The 16,352-nt window shown below is 69.4% G+C and carries 12 protein-coding genes; 4 read left to right on the top strand and 8 right to left on the bottom strand.

Features of this window, described 5'->3' with window-relative positions; translation table 11 throughout:
• Positions 1-22 precede the first annotated feature (22 nt).
• On the top strand, positions 23-880 hold the full coding sequence (locus tag EDD27_RS34655) for an NAD(P)-dependent oxidoreductase (RefSeq protein ID WP_127936135.1): 858 nt from the start codon (positions 23-25) through the stop codon (positions 878-880).
• Here EDD27_RS34655 and EDD27_RS34650 read toward each other — a convergent pair.
• The 3 genes from EDD27_RS34650 to EDD27_RS34640 form a co-directional block, all read right to left on the bottom strand.
• A complete protein-coding gene (locus EDD27_RS34650; RefSeq protein WP_127936134.1) occupies positions 871-2,208 on the bottom strand; it encodes a maltokinase N-terminal cap-like domain-containing protein in 1,338 nt (445 codons plus the stop codon). The genes EDD27_RS34655 and EDD27_RS34650 overlap by 10 nt on opposite strands.
• A gap of 3 nt (positions 2,209-2,211) precedes the next feature.
• Positions 2,212-3,912 carry a maltose alpha-D-glucosyltransferase gene (treS, locus tag EDD27_RS34645; protein WP_127936133.1) on the bottom strand — a complete coding sequence of 567 codons (1,701 nt, stop codon included), beginning with the start codon at positions 3,910-3,912 and terminating at the stop codon, positions 2,212-2,214.
• Positions 3,913-3,983: 71 nt separating this feature from the next.
• Positions 3,984-6,077, bottom strand: a complete 2,094-nt coding sequence (locus EDD27_RS34640) for an alpha-1,4-glucan--maltose-1-phosphate maltosyltransferase (RefSeq protein ID WP_127936132.1) — start codon at positions 6,075-6,077, stop codon at positions 3,984-3,986.
• 244 nt (positions 6,078-6,321) lie between these two features.
• Here EDD27_RS34640 and glgP point away from each other — a divergent pair, with 244 nt between their 5' ends.
• Positions 6,322-8,904 carry an alpha-glucan family phosphorylase gene (gene glgP, locus EDD27_RS34635; RefSeq protein WP_127936131.1) on the top strand — a complete coding sequence of 861 codons (2,583 nt, stop codon included), beginning with the start codon at positions 6,322-6,324 and terminating at the stop codon, positions 8,902-8,904.
• A gap of 20 nt (positions 8,905-8,924) precedes the next feature.
• Positions 8,925-9,821 carry a MurR/RpiR family transcriptional regulator gene (locus EDD27_RS34630; protein ID WP_127936130.1) on the top strand — a complete coding sequence of 299 codons (897 nt, stop codon included), beginning with the start codon at positions 8,925-8,927 and terminating at the stop codon, positions 9,819-9,821.
• On the opposite strand, the gene EDD27_RS34625 is transcribed toward EDD27_RS34630, so the two are convergent.
• The 5 genes from EDD27_RS34625 to EDD27_RS34605 all read right to left on the bottom strand — a co-directional run bounded on the left by EDD27_RS34625 (position 9,784) and on the right by EDD27_RS34605 (position 15,353).
• Positions 9,784-11,700 carry an N-acetylmuramoyl-L-alanine amidase gene (locus EDD27_RS34625; protein ID WP_127936129.1) on the bottom strand — a complete coding sequence of 639 codons (1,917 nt, stop codon included), beginning with the start codon at positions 11,698-11,700 and terminating at the stop codon, positions 9,784-9,786. The two genes, EDD27_RS34630 and EDD27_RS34625, sit on opposite strands and share 38 nt — an antisense overlap.
• Positions 11,701-11,833: 133 nt before the next feature.
• Positions 11,834-12,832, bottom strand: coding sequence for a CU044_5270 family protein (locus EDD27_RS34620; RefSeq protein WP_127936128.1), 999 nt, complete (start codon positions 12,830-12,832; stop codon positions 11,834-11,836).
• Entirely contained in the window at positions 12,825-13,331 is a 507-nt protein-coding gene (locus tag EDD27_RS34615; RefSeq protein WP_241564418.1) for an RNA polymerase sigma factor, read from the bottom strand. The genes EDD27_RS34620 and EDD27_RS34615 overlap by 8 nt, the downstream gene beginning before the upstream one ends.
• Positions 13,332-13,495: 164 nt before the next feature.
• Complete coding sequence (locus tag EDD27_RS34610) at positions 13,496-14,638, bottom strand: helix-turn-helix domain-containing protein (RefSeq protein ID WP_127936126.1); 1,143 nt, start codon at positions 14,636-14,638, stop codon at positions 13,496-13,498.
• A complete protein-coding gene (locus EDD27_RS34605) occupies positions 14,631-15,353 on the bottom strand; it encodes a hypothetical protein (RefSeq protein ID WP_127936125.1) in 723 nt (240 codons plus the stop codon). The genes EDD27_RS34610 and EDD27_RS34605 overlap by 8 nt, the downstream gene beginning before the upstream one ends.
• Positions 15,354-15,494: 141 nt before the next feature.
• On the opposite strand from EDD27_RS34605, the gene EDD27_RS34600 reads away from it, so the two are divergent.
• Positions 15,495-16,307 (top strand): hydroxypyruvate isomerase family protein, encoded by an 813-nt coding sequence (locus EDD27_RS34600; protein WP_206641790.1) that lies wholly within the window; start codon positions 15,495-15,497, stop codon positions 16,305-16,307.
• Positions 16,308-16,352 lie beyond the last annotated feature (45 nt).

Below are 16,352 nucleotides of genomic sequence, written 5' to 3'. Positions count from 1 at the left end.
GTCGCCCTCCGACACTTTCCGCATGACAGAAAACATCAGCGTTCTCGGCCTCGGCCTCATGGGCTCCGCGCTCGCCGACGCCCTGTTGTCCGCCGGTCACCACGTCACCGTTTGGAACCGCACGCCTGCCAAGGCCGACCCGTTGATCGCCAAGGGCGCCGTCCGCGCCGCCACCCCGGCGGAGGCCGTGGAGGCGAGCCCCCTGGTGATCGCCTGCCTGCTCGACTACCCGTCCGTCCACGAGGTCCTCCAGGACACCCCGCTGGCCGGGAAGACGGTCGCCAACCTCACGACCGGCCGCCCCGGCGAGGCACGCGAGGCCGCCTCCTGGGCGGCCGAGCGCGGGGCCGACTACGTGGACGGCGGCATCATGGCCGTGCCCCACATGATCGCCAAGCCCGGCGCCCTGATCCTCTACAGCGGCTCCAGCGCCGCATTCGAGCGCCACGAGCAGGCGTTCGCCGTCATGGCCGAGGCCCGGTACGTGGGGGAGGACGCCGGTATGGCGCCGCTGCTCGACCTGGCCATGCTGACCGGCATGTACGGCCAGATGGCCGGCTTCCTGGAGGCGGCGGCCATGGTCACGTCGGCGAAATACCCGTTGAAGGAGTTCACCACGGACTTGCTTATTCCCTGGCTCAACGCCATGGCCGCTCTCCAGCCGGACTGGGCCGAGAAGATCGAGACGGGCGACCACAGCACGGAGGTGTCCAACCTGGAGATCAACCGGGCAGGCATGGAGAACCTCGTCCGGGCCTTCCGTGAGCAGGGCGTCAAGCCGGACCTGCTGCTGCCCATGAAGACCGTCATCGACCAGCGCACGGCCAGGGGGCTCGCGCACGAAGGCCTGTCGGGACTGGTCGAAGAGCTCTACAACTGAGCTCGCGGGCGGAAGGCGGCCAGCGGGATGGAGACCCACGTGGGCCGGTTCCTGGCCTCGTACACCACCTCGTACACCGCCTTCGACAGCTCGAACGCCCGCAGCAGCGCCGCGTCCGCCCGGTTGATCACACCGCCGCCCTCCATGTAGCCGTCCAGGAAGGCGTGCCGGTTGCGGTCCGCCCACTCCTGGGCCCTGGGCTCCAGTTCGTCGGCTTCCGGGCGGCCGGCGAGCAGGTGCCTGGCTGCGTAGTCGAACGAGCGCAGCATCCCCGCCACGTCGCGCAGCGGCGACGACAGCGCCCTGCGCTCGGCCAGCGGCTGCCCCGGCTCGCCCTCGAAGTCCAGCACCACCCAGTCGGTCGGGGTGCGCATGACCTGGCCCAGGTGGTAGTCACCGTGAACCCGCTGCACAGGCACCTCGGTGGTGAGCAGCTCCATCTCGTGGTAGACGTGCTCAACCGCGCTCACGTGCGGACGCAGCTCCGGCACCTCGGCCACGGCCCGCCCCAGCCGCCGCCTGAAGGTCTCCGCCATGCGTTTGACCTCGTGCGTCTCGATGACCTCGATGGGGAAGGCGGCGGCCAGCTCCCGGTGCACCTGGGCGGTGGCGATGCCGAGCCGCTCCGACTCGCCCGCGAAGTCGCCGCCCGCCTCGGCGGCCTTGATCTCGGGCGGGCTGGCGTACAGGTCGCGCACGCTGGTCAGCGCCAGGTCCCAGCCGTCGTTGGCGTTGGACAGGAACTCCTGCATGAACGCCAACGTGGTGTCCGTGCCGTCGAGGTCGGTCTCGATCCACCCGTACGGCTGCGCGATGTGCGGGGCGTTCCCGGCGGCCAGGGCGGTGATGATCTCCAGCTCCGGGTTGACCCCCGGAATGAGGCGACGGAAGAGCTTGCAGATGTAGGCGTCGCCGTACACGAGAGAGGTGTTGGACTGCTCCGCCCCGAGCACGAGGCTGCGCTGCGTCGTGTCGATCTCGGTGCCGGCGACGTGGCGCATGCGCAGGCCGCTGCGGGTCTCGTCGCGGGCCATGCCTTCGAGCAGCCAGCCGGTGCGGTCGGAGTCGTGGGCGGCGTCGTACAGGTAGGTGTCGTCGACCGTGGCGATCAGGGCGTGGGTCAGGCGGTCGGGGAGCTGATGACTGCGCTCGCCCAGCAGGAGCTGGTACCGGTCGCGCGAGCCGTCCTGCCAGACGGCCACGATCAAGTGTCTGAGCCCGGGCGTCAGCTCGACGTCCGAGTCGATCGACAGCTCGTCGATCGGGCGCCCCTTGCCGCCGAACCACCGTTGACGTCCGATCCATGCGGCAAGGAGCTCAGCAAGCACGTCCTACTCCTCCTGGATTATGGCCGGCGGGAGTGTGAACCAGTAGAACCCATGCCCAGGTAGCGTCAAAAGATACGGAAGTTCGCCAATTGCCGGAAATGGCACGCCTCCCATGGTTTCAACGGGGGAGACGCCGACGAATCGCCGCAGGTCCAGCTCGACCGGCTGGGGAAAGCGTGACAAGTTGTTCACGCAGAGCATCCGGTCGTCGCCCAGTTCCCTGACGAAGGCGAGCACGCTCGGGTTGGAGGAGTTGAGCTCGATGTATTCGCCCAGGCCGAACACGGGATGCCGCTTGCGGATCTCGATCATCCGCTTCGTCCAGTGCAGCAGCGAGCCGGCGTTCTTCTGCTGGGCCTCGACGTTGATGGCCTGGTAGCCGTAGATCGGATCCATGATCACCGGCAGGTAGAGCCGCCCAGGATCGCAGTCGGAGAAGCCCGCGTTGCGGTCCGGATCCCACTGCATGGGCGTGCGCACGCCGTCGCGGTCGCCGAGCCAGATGTTGTCGCCCATGCCGATCTCGTCGCCGTAGTAGAGCACCGGGGAGCCGGGCAGCGACAGGAGCAGCGCGGTGAACAACTCGATCTGGTTGCGGTCGTTCTCCAGCAGGGGCGCCAGGCGGCGGCGGATGCCGACGTTCGCCCGCATGCGCGGGTCCTTGGCGTATTCGGTGTACATGTAGTCGCGTTCCTCGTCCGTGACCATCTCGAGCGTGAGCTCGTCATGGTTACGGAGGAAGATCCCCCACTGGCAGTTCTCCGGAATCTTCGGTGTTTGGGCCAAGATTTCGGAGATGGGGTAACGGGACTCCCGGCGTACGGCCATGAAGATGCGGGGCATCAGCGGGAAGTGGAAGGCCATGTGGCACTCGTCGCCGCCGCCCACCGGGTCGCCGAAGTACTCCACCACGTCCGACGGCCACTGGTTGGCCTCGGCCAGCAGCACCCGGTCCGGGAAGAGCCGGTCCACCTCGGTGCGGATGCGCTTGAGGTATTCGTGGGTCCGCGGGAGGTTTTCGCAGTTGGTGCCCTCTTCCTCGAAGAGGTAGGGGACCGCGTCCAGCCGGAAGCCGTCGATGCCCAGGTCCAGCCAGAAGCGCAGCACCTCCAGCATGGCTTCTTGAACGTCCGGGTTCTCGTAGTTGAGGTCCGGCTGGTGGTGGAAGAAGCGGTGCCAGTAGTACTGGCCGCGCACCGGGTCGTAGGTCCAGTTGGACGTCTCGGTGTCGATGAAGATGATCCGGGCGTCCTGGTACTTCTCATCGGTGTCGGACCACACGTAGAAATCGCCGAACGGCCCCTCCGGATCGTGCCGCGAGGCCTGGAACCACGGGTGCGCGTCGCTGGTGTGGTTCATCACCAGGTCGGCGATAACGCGCATGCCGCGCTTGTGTGCCTCCTCGACGAGCCGCACGAAGTCTCCCAGATCCCCGAACTCGGGCAGGATCTTCATGAAGTCGGCGATGTCGTAGCCGCCGTCACGCAGCGGCGACTCGTACAACGGCAGCAGCCACAAGCAGTCGACGCCCAGCCACTGCAGGTAGTCGAGCTTGCTGATGAGGCCACGGATGTCCCCCGTGCCGTCACCGTTGGAGTCGGCGAAGCCCCTGATCAGGACCTCGTAGAAGACCGCGTGCTTGTACCAGTAAGGATCGCGCGGCTTTTCCTCGTCAAAGGTGTTGGGAATGGGTGCGGAGCTCATGAGCGCCCTCGCCGGGTGCTCATGAGGGAGGCGCTTTCACACACGTTGAAGACTCCCCGCTGAATTCTGTTCTACCGTGGCGCGGCTCGGACGGTGAGAATGTGGGCAGGCTGGATGTGAGGGTCGAGGCGTACATAGTTGCTCTGCCTCCAGCGGTATGACTCGCCTGAGAGCTCGTCGTCGACGACGAACTCGGCGCCCCAGTCGAGGCCGAGCGCGGGCAGGTCAAGATCAACAGTTGCCTCGTGGGTGTGGTGCGGATCCAGGTTGACGACCGCCAGAACGACGTCGCCCATCCCGTGCCTTCGTGTGGCCGTGTCATAGGCGCCCGGAAGCCGCTTCGAGAAGCAGACGATGTCCGGTTGGTCGACCCTGTGGAACCGTAGATTACGCAATTCCTGCAGTGCCGGATGCGCTCTTCGGAACAAATTCAGGTGCGTGATGAACGGGGCAAGGCTTCGTCCCTCACGTTCGGCCGTAATCCAATCGCGGGGCTTGTACTGATATTTCTCACTATCTAGATATTCCTCGCTGCCTGGGCGAACCGGGATATTTTCTCCGAGTTCGTACCCTGAATAGACCCCCCAGGTCGGCGACGTGAGCGCGGCCAGCACCGCCCTGATCTTGAACGCCGGGATCCCGCCGTGCTGCAGGAACTCGTGCAGGATGTCCGGCGTGTTCACGAACAGGTTCGGCCGCAGGTAGGCGGAGGTCTCGTGGGAGAGCTCCGCGAGGTAGCTCTCCACGTCGTGCTTGGAGTTCTTCCACGTGTAGTACGTGTACGACTGGTGAAAGCCGATCTTGGCGAGCGTGCGCAACATCGCCGGCCGGGTGAACGCCTCCGACAGGAAGATCACGTCCGGGTCGGTCGTGTGGATGTCGGCCAGCAGCCGCTCCCAGAACCCCACCGGCTTGGTGTGTGGATTGTCCACCCGGAAGATCCGCACCCCGTGGTCCATCCAGTGCCGCACCACCCGCCTGACCTCGGTGTAGATGCCCTCGGGGTCCTTGTCGAAGTTGATCGGATAGATGTCCTGGTATTTCTTCGGCGGGTTCTCGGCGTACGCGATGGAGCCGTCGGCCCTGATCGTGAACCACTCGGGGTGCTCCTTGACCCACGGGTGGTCGGGCGAGCACTGCAGCGCGAGGTCCAGCGCCACCTCCATGCCCAGCTCGCGCGTGTGCGCCACGAACTCGTCGAAGTCCTCGATCGTGCCCAGGTCCGGGTGCACCGCGTCGTGGCCGCCGTCCTCCGACCCGATCGCCCAGGGCGAGCCCGGGTCGTCCGGCTCCGGGCTCAGCGTGTTGTTACGCCCCTTGCGGAACGTGGTGCCGATGGGGTGGACGGGCGGCAGGTAGACGACGTCGAACCCCATCTTGGCGATCGCGGGCAACCTTTTGGCCGCCGTCTGGAAGTTTCCGGACTTGGAGATGCCCTGGTCGCTGACGATCGCCCCCTCCGATCGAGGGAAGAACTCGTACCACGAGCCGTAGAGCGCCCGGCGCCGGTCCACCCTGATCTTGTGGGACTTGGACCGGGTCACCAGCTCCCGGAACGGATGCGCCTCCAGCAGGGCGGCGGTCTCGGGCAACTGCGCGATCGACAGCCGGGCCCTGGGGTCCAGGTTCTCGTCACGCAGGGTGGCCGCGACGGACAGCAGCGCCGCCCGGTGCCCGCAGGTGCTCTCGCCGTTCCCGTTGTTCTTCTGCCCGTTCGCGCCGTTGTTGCCGTCCTTGCCATGCTTGGGGGTGCCGTTGGCGCAGTCCGCGGTGCGTACGGCCTTGGCGGCCCGCTCGAAGAGCCGTGCGCCTTCCTCGCACATGAGATCGACGTCCATGCCGCGCGGGATCTTGATCTCCGCGTCGTGCAGCCAGGTGTGGATCGGGTCGCTCCACGCCTCCACGCGGAACAACCAGTCGCCTTCCGCGGGCAGGGACACGTCCACGCCCCACCGGTCGGTGCCGGGCGCGAGCTCGCGCATCGGTCTCAAACGGCCACGCTGCCCGTCGGGCGCGGTCAGCACCACGCCCGCGGCCACAGAGTCGTGGCCCTCTCTGAACACGGTCGCCGAGACCTGGAAGGTCTCGCCGGCGACCGCCTTCGCGGGCCACTGCCCGCAGTCGACGACGGGGGAGATGTCCGTGATGGGAATTCGTCCGATCATCGCATTTCAAGGGTTTGCGGCGGCGCACCCGGTGCCGCCGGAGGCTTTCCTCGGCAGGATCGATCCTCGCACGTAAATTGTGGACAGCAGTGGATAGACCTCCCGACTGGTGTCCCGGGAGAGCCCAACAATAGGGAAAGTTGCCCCAATGCTCCCTCTTCATGCTTGTTCTCGGAAGGGGTTTGAACAGGCTTCATGGGGGTGAAGGACTGACTGGTCCCTCCTAGCCCGTAGGGTGCACATCGTGAGAGCTATTCGCCGGTTCACCGTCCGCACCGTCCTGCCCGCGGAGCTGGCCGCCCTCGGCGAGCTTGTCCACAACCTCCGCTGGTCATGGCACCCGGAGACGATAGATCTTTTCGCCGAGGTCGACGCGGAGCTCTGGGAGCAGGTCGGCCACGATCCCGTGGCCCTGCTCGGCGCCGTCACGCCGGACAGGCTGACCGAGCTGGCCGCCGACCGCCGCTTCCTGCGCCGTCTCGCCGACGCCGCCGACGACCTGCGTGAATACATGACCTCGCCGCGCTGGTATCAGACGTTGCCCGACGGCGCGCGCGCCATCGCGTACTTCTCGCCTGAATACGGCATCGCGGCCGCGTTGCCGCAGTATTCCGGCGGTCTCGGCATCCTGGCCGGCGACCACCTCAAGGCGGCCAGTGACCTGGGCGTGCCGATCCTCGCGGTCGGCCTGCTCTACCGGCACGGCTACTTCACGCAGTCGCTGTCGCCCGAGGGCTGGCAGCTGGAGCACTACCCGTCGCTCGACGCGGGCGGCCTGCCGCTGAGCCTGCTCAAGGAGGCCGACGGCAGCGCCGTCAAGATCCGCCTCGCCCTGCCGGACGAGCGCGTGCTGCACGCGCAGGTGTGGGTCGCGCAGGTGGGCCGGGTGCCGCTGCTGCTGCTCGACTCCGACGTGGCCGAGAACGACAACTCCGCCCGCGACATCACCGACCGCCTCTACGGCGGCGGCACCGACCACCGGCTCATGCAGGAGCTGCTGCTGGGCGTCGGCGGCGTGCGCGCCATCAGGGCATACTGCCGCATCACCGGGCATGCCGAGCCCGAGGTGTTCCACACCAACGAGGGCCACGCCGGCTTCCTCGGACTGGAGCGCATCCGCGAGCTGACCGAGTCCCGCCTCTCCTTCGACGAGGCGCTGGAGGCCGTGCGGGCGGGCACGGTGTTCACCACGCACACGCCCGTGCCCGCGGGCATCGACCGGTTCCCCGTCGACATGATCGCGCGCCACTTCGGCGGCTCGGCCGCCTGGCCGACCGTGCCGGTGGAGCGCATCCTGGCGCTGGGCGCCGAGTCCGACCCCGGCCGGTTCAACATGGCCGTCATGGGCATGCGGCTGGCCCAGCGGGTCAACGGCGTGTCCAAGCTGCACGGCCAGGTCAGCCGGGACATGTTCAAGGGGCTCTGGCCGGGATTCGACGTGGACGAGGTCCCGATCGGGTCGATCACCAACGGCGTGCACGCGCCGACCTGGGTCGGCCGCGAGTTCATGGAGCTGGCCGGCCGCGAGCTGCCCTCGCTGCTGGAGCGGGCCCGCGGCTGGGAGGGCATCCAGAAGATCTCCGACAGCGACATCTGGCAGATCAGGGGCACGCTGCGCCGTCGCCTGGTCGAGGGTGCCAGGGTCCGTCTCCGCAAGGCCTGGCGCGAGCGCGGCGCCTCCGACGCCGAGCTGGGATGGATCGACGACGCGCTCGACCCCGACGTGCTGACGATCGGCTTCGCCCGGCGCGTGCCGTCCTACAAGCGGCTCACGCTCATGCTGCGCGACCCCCAGCGGCTGGCCGAGCTGCTGCTCGACCCGGCGAAGCCGGTCCAGATCGTGATCGCCGGCAAGGCCCACCCCGCCGACGAGGGCGGCAAGAAGCTGATCCAGCAGATCGTCAAGTTCGCCGACCAGCAGCACGTCAGGCACCGGATCGTGTTCCTGCCGGACTACGACATGACGCTGGGCCAGCTCATGGTCCAGGGCTGCGACGTGTGGCTCAACAACCCGCTGCGGCCCCTGGAGGCCTCCGGCACCTCCGGCATGAAGTCCGCGCTGAACGGCGGGCTCAACCTGTCCATCCGCGACGGCTGGTGGGACGAGTGGTACGACAGCACCAACGGCTGGGCCATCCCCACCGCCGACGGCGTGAGCGACCAGGATCGGCGTGACGAGCTGGAGGCCGCCGCCCTGTACGACCTGATCGAGCACGAGGTGTCCGACCGGTTCTACGACCGCCCCGGCGACGGGCTGCCGCGGCGCTGGATGGAGATGGTCAAGCACACCCTGGCCTCGCTCGGGCCCAAGGTGCTCGCCGGGCGCATGCTCCGGGACTATGTCGTGGACCTCTACACCCCGGCCGCGAAGGCCGCCAGGGCGCTGTCGGCGGACTCGTACGCGCCGGCGAAGGCGTTCGCCGCCTGGCGGGTCCGCGTCACCAGGGCCTGGCCCGGCATCCGGGTGGAGCACGTCGAAGCCTCGGGCGTGGGGGACACGCCGGAGGTCGGGGCCACCGTCGAACTGCACGCCACGATCGCGCTCGGTGACCTGGAAACGGACGACGTGCTGGTCGAGGCGGCCTATGGGAAGGTCGGGCCACACGACGAGCTGATGCATCCCTCGTACGCGAAGCTGACCGTGGGGTCGGTGGACGACGACGGGAGGGCTCACTACACGGGCACGGTGCCGCTCGACCGCACGGGTGCTTTCGGGTACACCGTGCGCGTTGTCCCGTACCACCCGCTCGTCGCCACTCCGGCCGAATTGGGGCTGATCGCGGTTCCTGAGGAGCCCGCGGGCATGACAAACGGCACGTTGCGTTAAACGAGCGGCATAATCGTCACGTGGACGACAGCGGCAACGGCCTGCGGGCCGACACTCTGGTGGCCACGGTTCGCGGTGTGCTGCCGTCCCTGACGCCGGCCGCCCAGACCGTCGCCCGGCTCATCTTGGAAGACCCCGCCACGGTGGCCAGGAGCACCATCACGGAGCTCTCGGCCGCCTCGGGCACCAGCGAGGCCACGATCGTGCGGACGGCCCGCCTGCTCGGGTTCGCCGGATATCCGCAGCTGCGCCTGGCCCTGGCGGCCGCCGCCGCGCAGCCGGACCGGCTCGTGCCCGGCGACCTCGCGCCCGACGACCCGCTGTCGGAGGTGATCCAGAAGGTCGCGCGGGCCGAATCCGAGGCGATCAACGACACGGTGGCCCAGTTGACCTCGGAGCGGCTCGGCCTGGTCGTCGACGCGATCGTCGCGGCCCGGCGGATCGACGCCTACGGGGTCGGCGCGTCCGGGCTGGTGGCCGAGGACGTCGCACAGAAGCTGCTGCGCATCGGCCTGTCCAGCCACGCCTTCCAGGACGCGCACCTGGCGCTGACCAGCGCGGTCCTGCTCAGGGAAGGCGACGTGGCGATCGGGATCAGCACGTCGGGGGAGACCCCGGACGTGATCGAGCCGCTGTCGCGGGCGAAGGAGGCGGGCGCGACCACGGTCGCGATCACCAACAACCCGCGCTCGTCCATCGCGGAGCTGGCCGAACACGTGCTGATCTCGGCCGGGCGCGAGACGGAGTTCCGCCCCGGCGCCCTGGCCAGCCGGATCAGCCAGCTCCTCGTCGTCGACTGCGTGTTCGTCGGCGTCGCCCAGCGCACGTACGACTCCTCTCAGGAGGCGCTCGCGAGCACCAGGCGCGCCGTCAAGGAGTTCACCCGGAGAAACTCACCTGCACGTCGTCAGCCTTGACGAACATCACGCGGTGGCCGAACTGGATCTCCAGATACTTGGTCTTCCCCCGGACCACCTGGTGGTCCTCCAGGTTGAAGGTGACCGCCCGGTAGTACTCCGTGGCCGCCGGGCCGCCGAGAGTGTACTTCTCGCCTGCCGAGAACGTGTACTGCAGCGGTGTCACGGCCTGGTAGGGAACGCCCGCCGGGTACGCCTCCTGCTCCGGGTACGCCCGGCCGTACACCGGCACGGTCGCCTTGCCCGGCTTCGGGGTCACGACCAGGCCCATGGACGGGATGGCGGTCGGGGCGTCGGCCGGGTTGTGGAACCACGCCTTCTGGCCGAGATACCAGATCGCCGTCCAGTCACCCTGGCGGTCGGCCACCGCGAAGCGCTGGCCGGTGCTGGCGCGGGCGCTGTGGTCGTACACGCTGTAGAGGGACCCGCCGGTGGGGTGCTTGCCGATGTCCTTGACCAGCGGGGCGTCGGCACGCGGCTCGGTACGCAGCCAGACAGTGCCGGCCGGCAGCGGCGGGCAGGCCGCTGACGGGTTCTTGCGGTCGCACCCGTAGAAGTACGGCTTGTTCGTGGCGAAGTCCGGCCTGATCATGATCGATCCGGCCTGCGGCCCGCCGAACTGGTGCAGCGGCGCCCCCATCAGCTGGAAATAGTGCGCCCAGTCCCAGAACGGGCCGGGGTCCTCATGCATGCCCCTGACCGTCGACGGCAGGGTGCCGGGGACGTTGTCGTGGCCCAGGATGTGGGCGCGGTCCAGCGGCACGCCGTGCCTGAGCGCCAGGTAGCGGACCAGGCGGGCCGAGGAGCGGTACATCGCCTCGGTGTACCAGGTGCTGCCCTCGGCCAGGAAACCCTCGTGCTCGATGCCGATGGACTTGGCGTTGATGTACCAGTTGCCGGCCTGCCAGGCGACGTCTTTGGACTTGATGTGCTGGGCGATGTGGCCGTCGGTGGAGCGGATGGAGTACTGCCAGCTCGCGCGGTAGTTCGGGTCCTGGTTGAGGCGGATGGAGGGCAGGAAATAGCCCTCCATGTCGTGAATGATGATGTAGTCGATCTTCTGGCTGTACGGCCGGTTCGCCAGGTCGTAGTGCCCGTAGTTGCCATTGGGCAGCTGCTGGTAAGCCGACGGAATCCACTCGCAGGAGACCGAGGCGGGACACTCGACGCCGTCAGGGCGCGTCGGGCGCAGGCCGAGCTTCTCCAGCCACTTCTCGATCTTCACGAGGTCGGGCACAGCCGGCAGCCGGACCCGCTCCCCATCGTGGGTGGTCCGCTCGGCGCCCTCCTTGATCGTGTTGAAGACCTCGTCGGCGAAGAACTTGGCGGCGCCGGCCTCCTCGGCGCCCGAATACTTGGCGACGGCGCCGTACCATTCGCCAGGGCTGTCGCTCAGCGGTGCGCCGAGCGCCTTCTGGTAGTCGGCCAGCAGCGCCGCGCCGCCCCGGATGTTGGCGGCGTCGTCCGTGCGCAGCCGCTCGTGGCTCTCGCCGGTGAGCTCGGCCGCCCGCTCCATGGTGCGCAGGGAGGCGGGGATCTCGGTGGGAGTGGGCTCCTCCGGTTCGGGTGCGGGCAGGGGCCGGCTCTCGTCCCCGCGGGCGTCTTCCTCGCCCTCGTGATGATGATTGGACCCGCTGTACGCGGCCGCGTCGGTCAGGTGCATGGGCCCGAACCCGGCGTCGCTGGACGGCTGGCCCGCGTGGGCGTCCCACCGGGACTCCAGGTAGGAGACGCCGAGCAGCACGCTCTCCGGCACCTGGAACTCCTCGGCGGCCGCGGCGAAGGCCTGCTGCCGGTCGGCGGGCTCTTGGGCGCGGGCGGCGGTCACGTTGGTTAAGGGGAGGATGGCGACCAGGCCGATCGCCAGTAGTCTGCGCATGAACCACTCCTCAGGGCTGGGGGCGCTGTGGTGCAGTCAGCGTCTCAACATTTTCCTTCGCTGGCGAGATCTTTGCGAAGGTATTTTTCATCCCTTAACAGTCCGCCGGGCGGCCCAGGCCGCTGAGGCTTCGTCAGGGACGCTCACCGGGCCGGTCGACGACCCCGGAGGCGATCAGGCTGCCCCAGCCGAACATCTGGCCCTTCTTGATGAACTCGTACACGCGGGGATTCTCGTGGTCCCGGACCGCGATCATCCGGTAGCCGAGGTACGCGTACGTGTCCGGGTCGATGAAGATCTCGTCGCGCAGGTATCCCTCGTGGATCCGGTAGAGGGTCACCCCCGGCCGCTTGGCGAGGTCCGTGGCGCGGGCCTCGTAGCGGACACCCGGGATGTCGGCCAGGGCGCCGTACATGGCCGACCGGAGCGCGCGGGGCAGCACGGCGTCCCGCATGCCCTGCACGATGTGCTGGAACGCGTACGTGTGCCGCTGTTCGGCGGTCAACGGCGGCACCGTGGCCTGGCCCCTTCTCCGCTGGGCCTGCCGCTTTACGTGCTCGGCGTCCATCTCCTCGTAGACGCGGGCCAGCAGGGCGGCGGGCTCGGTCGGCAGCGAGAGGAGATAAGGGTAGGTCACCTCGAACTCCGAGCCGTCGAGCACTTTGAGCTTTCCGTCCTCGATGAAGGCGAACTGCTTCTCGTTCGCCCGCCGCCACATCTCGTGGGTCCTCGTCCCCTTCCCCCGGGCCTCCTTGGTCTTGATGTACGCCCACTGATCGGGCTCGGGCACGGGGTCCGGGTGGGCGGCGGCCAGCGCGGCGGCGTTGGCCGCCAGGTCCTCGGCCGTGGCGACCTTGCGCAGCCGGAGCGGGGTGCTCGACGGCTGGGAGCTGGACGGACGGGCCTGAGGCCTCTCGGAGCCGTCCCGGACGCCGGGAACGATCACGACCGCAGCGACCAGCGCGGCAGCCCCCGCCAGGCCGATCGCCCAGGTGACACGGAGCGGGCGTCGCCTGCTCCGCGGCCTTTCGCGCATGTGGGAGAGCAGGCGGGATCGGGCCTCGGTGACGGCGCGCTCGTCCGGGTCGGGCAGCGCGTCATGGCGCTCCTTCAGCAGCCGCAGCTCATCCATGGTCGTCTACCTCCAGTGCGGGGAAGCCAAGTGTGGTGCGCAGCCGGCGTCTGGCCCGGGTGACGCGGGAGCCGACGGTGCCGGTCGGGATGTGCAGGGCGCGCGCGACCTCCGCGTAGCTGAGCTGGGCGCAGGCGACGAGCAGCAGCGCGTCGCGATCGCCCGCGGACAGCGCGGCCAGGCCCTTGGCCAGCGCGGGGTTCAGTTGCTCCGCGCTCACCCGGTCCGCCACCCGGTCGGCGTGGTTCTCGACGTCGTCGCGGCCCGCGGCGCGGCCGAGGGCCCGGTAGAGCCGGATCTCGGCGCGGCGATGGCGGCCGATCAGGTTGGTGGCGATCCCGTAGAGCCAGGGCCGTGCACTCGGACAGGTCAGGTCATAGCGGTTGCGCTGGTCGAACGCGGCGAGGAAGGTCTCGGAGGCGACGTCGTCGGCGGTGCCGGGATCTAACCGGGCGGCCGCGTACCGGTGGATGGCGGTGAAGTACCGATCGAAGATCACCGAGAACCACTCGGGCTCGTGGCGGGACCTCGCGATGATCGACGCGTCTGTCGTCCCCTCAAGCATTCGTACCGGAGGGAGATGGGTCAGGGGCATGCACCGGGAGCCTTTCTCGAGCGGTCATCGGCACTGATTGCCCGAACCCGGCTTTCTTCTTCGCGCCCCTACAGGACAAGTCTCAGCGACGGGCGCTGGTCGGGCAGGCCGATGAGCTCGCGTACGCGGGCGATGGGCCAGGCCAGCTCCTGGGCCAGGGTGGCGGCGGTCAGGTCCGCCTCCCGGGTGGCCAGGTCGAAGGCGTGGGCCAGCAGGACGGGCTGCTCGCCCGGGTAGCCGGAGACGGGCTCGTTGGTGAAGCCGGGCTGGTCCCGCAGCGCGGCCAGGCGCTGGTAGGCGCGGCTCGCCGCCGAGTCGGAGATCAGCCCCGTCTCGCGGCACCGGTAGAGCAGCGAGTCGACCGACACGCCCCACGTGCGCCGCAACTCGGCGAGCTTGCGCAGGTCGGCGCGGAGCGGCAACTGGGGCAGGATGCTCTCGCGCGGCGTCAGGAACTCGGCGGCGAACGCGTCGGCCTCGCGCTCCTGATGGGTGTCCCCGGCGGCGGTGTCGCCGTGCAGGACGAGGTGGCCCAGCTCGTGCGCGGCGGTGAAGCGGTGGCGGTAGATGTCGTCGAACCTGTTGGGGGTCAGCACGACGATCGGCCTGGGCAGGCTGGAGGTGGAGAAGGCGTCGACGGTGACCGCGTCGGGGTCGTGCCGGGGGAAGGCGACGACGATGCCGTGCGCCTCCATGCGGCGTACGAGGTGGCTGATCGGCCCCGCGCCCAGCCCCCAGTGGGCGCGTAGCGCCCGGGCGGCGCCGGCCGGGTCGCGGGGCAGCGCCGAGTGCATCTCGCCGCCCGCGAACCCGGGCAGGTCCACGGCGGGCAGCTGGATCCGCTTCTCCAGGGCGTAGGTCAGCTCCCACACCTGCTCGACGAACGCGACGGCCTTGGCCCGCTGGTAGGCACGGGTGGAGCGCAGGCTGCGGAAATGCGCCATGGAGCCGTCGAGCTTGCCGTGGGGGCGCCCGGGCAGGAAGAACGCCATCGGCACGCCCAGCACCTCGGCCAGCAGCGGGATCAGGTCGGGGCGCGGCCGGGTGACACCTGCCTCGTATTGGCCGACCGCGGCGGGGGAGACGCCGAGGTGCTCGGCGACCTCCTTCTTGGTCAGCGCCGCCAGGTGGCGGGCCTGGGTGAGACGGGTGGCGTCGAACGCGTCGGCGACGGCCTGCGGGGTCGGCGCCCCGGGTCGGAGACTACTCACCGCTCGCGGCTTCTGCCCTGAACGCGTGTGACACACGGGGGTTGAGCGCGGGCGTCGGCACGGCGCCCTGGTCGAAGGCGGCCGCGGGCAGCGACGTCTGCGTGGCCCCGGTGTCCTTGGCCAGTGGGATCTCCTCGCAGTGGTGCCAGCGCAGGCTGCCGGTGCGATCCAGCAACTCGGCCTCGCCCCACCAGGCGTCGAGCAGCCCGGCGTGCGCGTTGCACGCGTAGGCGATCAGCACCAGGCTGGTGTCCTCGGGCAGGTCGCTGAGCGCCTCGGCCACCGGCACCGCGTGCGGCGCCACGTCGGCCAGCGCGAGCTGCCGCATCATCGGCTCCGGCCCGAACCGGTTGAACAGCGCCTGCACCAGGGCCGACGGCCGGCCCTCGCCGATGCGCGCGCTCATCACGCTCACCGAGCGGTCCTTGGCGTAGCGGAACGGGAACAGCAGCTTGCCGTCCAGCACCACCAGCTCGTGCGGCGACCCCGCGGGCTTGACGATCCGCACGTCGCCCATGTCCTCGAACGCCTCGGCCAGCGCCTCGAACTTGCGGGACATGAGCGTGAACCCGAACGGATGCGTGTGATCGGTCTGCGCCGCCGTCTGCGCGTCGCGGGCGTTGTCCAGCGCGACCGACAGCGCCTCGGCGATCCCCTGTCTGATCACCGGCGCACGCTGCCCGAACGTCTCCTGGGCCCACCGCGACACCAGCATGCGCGCACCTCCGCAACGCTTTGCCCAGCAGCAACCGCACACCGGAGCCGCTTTAATTTCCAACATCATAGTCCCGGCCGCGCTTCACGAAGCCCCTTCCCCTGAGGGCGTGTCGTGTCGCACTCGCTAAGATGCCGGTCTGTGCGCGTGATCAGGTGGACCGTCAACTGCTCCATCCTCTACACGGACCTGCCCCCGCTCGAGCGCCCGGCCGCGGCGGCGGCCGACGGGTTCGCGGCGGTGGAGTTCTGGTGGCCGTGGCCGGTCGCGGTGCCCGCCGACCGGGACGTGGAGGCGTTCGTCCGCGCCATTGAGGACGCCGGGGTGCTGCTGACCGGGCTCAACTTCTTCGCCGGCGACATGCCGGGCGGCGACCGCGGCGTGGTGTCGTGGCCCGGGCGCTCCCGCGAGCTGCTGGACAACATCCCGGTGGTGGCCGCCATCGGGCAGCGGCTGGGGTGCCGGGCGTTCAACGCCCTGTACGGCAACCGCATCGACGGCGTCGCGGCCCAGGAGCAGGACGAGCTGGCTCTCGAGATGCTGGCGGCCTGCGCGCGTGGCGTCGACGGCACCGTGCTGCTCGAGCCGCTCAGCGCGGGCTCCCGCGCGCCGGAGCCCGCGCACTACCCGCTGCGGACCGCCGCCGACACCGTGGCCGTGCTCGACCGGCTCGGCGACGTGCCGAACGTGGGCTTGCTCGCCGACCTCTACCATCTGGCGGTCAACGGCGACGACGTGCCTGCCGCCATCGCGCGGCACGCGGAGCGCATCGCTCATGTGCAGATCGCCGACGCCCCGGGCAGGGGAGCGCCGGGAACAGGCGCGCTGCCGATCCGGGAGTGGATCGACCAGCTGCGCGCCACCGGCTATGACGGATATTTCGGACTTGAATACCGCTCCGAAGGCCCCGGCGCCTTCGACTGGCTACCACGCGAGCAACGCGCGGGACGATGACCGTGGGCCCGGCGCAACGCGCGGGACGATGACCGTAGGCCCGGC

This window comes from Nonomuraea polychroma (assembly GCF_004011505.1).
In the GTDB taxonomy this organism is placed as follows: Bacteria; Actinomycetota; Actinomycetes; order Streptosporangiales; family Streptosporangiaceae; genus Nonomuraea; species Nonomuraea polychroma.
The sequence above is the reverse complement of the archived record's forward strand: the minus strand, read 5'-3'. Positions and strand labels throughout refer to the sequence as shown.

Coding starts and splice junctions, on each gene's coding strand:
- EDD27_RS34625 (WP_127936129.1), bottom strand. CDS start 11,700: ATGCGCAGACTACTGGCGATCGGCCTGGTCGCCATCCTCCCCTTAACC.
- EDD27_RS34620 (WP_127936128.1), bottom strand. CDS start 12,832: ATGGATGAGCTGCGGCTGCTGAAGGAGCGCCATGACGCGCTGCCCGAC.
- EDD27_RS34640 (WP_127936132.1), bottom strand. CDS start 6,077: ATGATCGGACGAATTCCCATCACGGACATCTCCCCCGTCGTCGACTGC.
- EDD27_RS34655 (WP_127936135.1), top strand. CDS start 23: ATGACAGAAAACATCAGCGTTCTCGGCCTCGGCCTCATGGGCTCCGCG.
- treS (WP_127936133.1), bottom strand. CDS start 3,912: ATGAGCTCCGCACCCATTCCCAACACCTTTGACGAGGAAAAGCCGCGC.
- EDD27_RS34605 (WP_127936125.1), bottom strand. CDS start 15,353: ATGCTGGTGTCGCGGTGGGCCCAGGAGACGTTCGGGCAGCGTGCGCCG.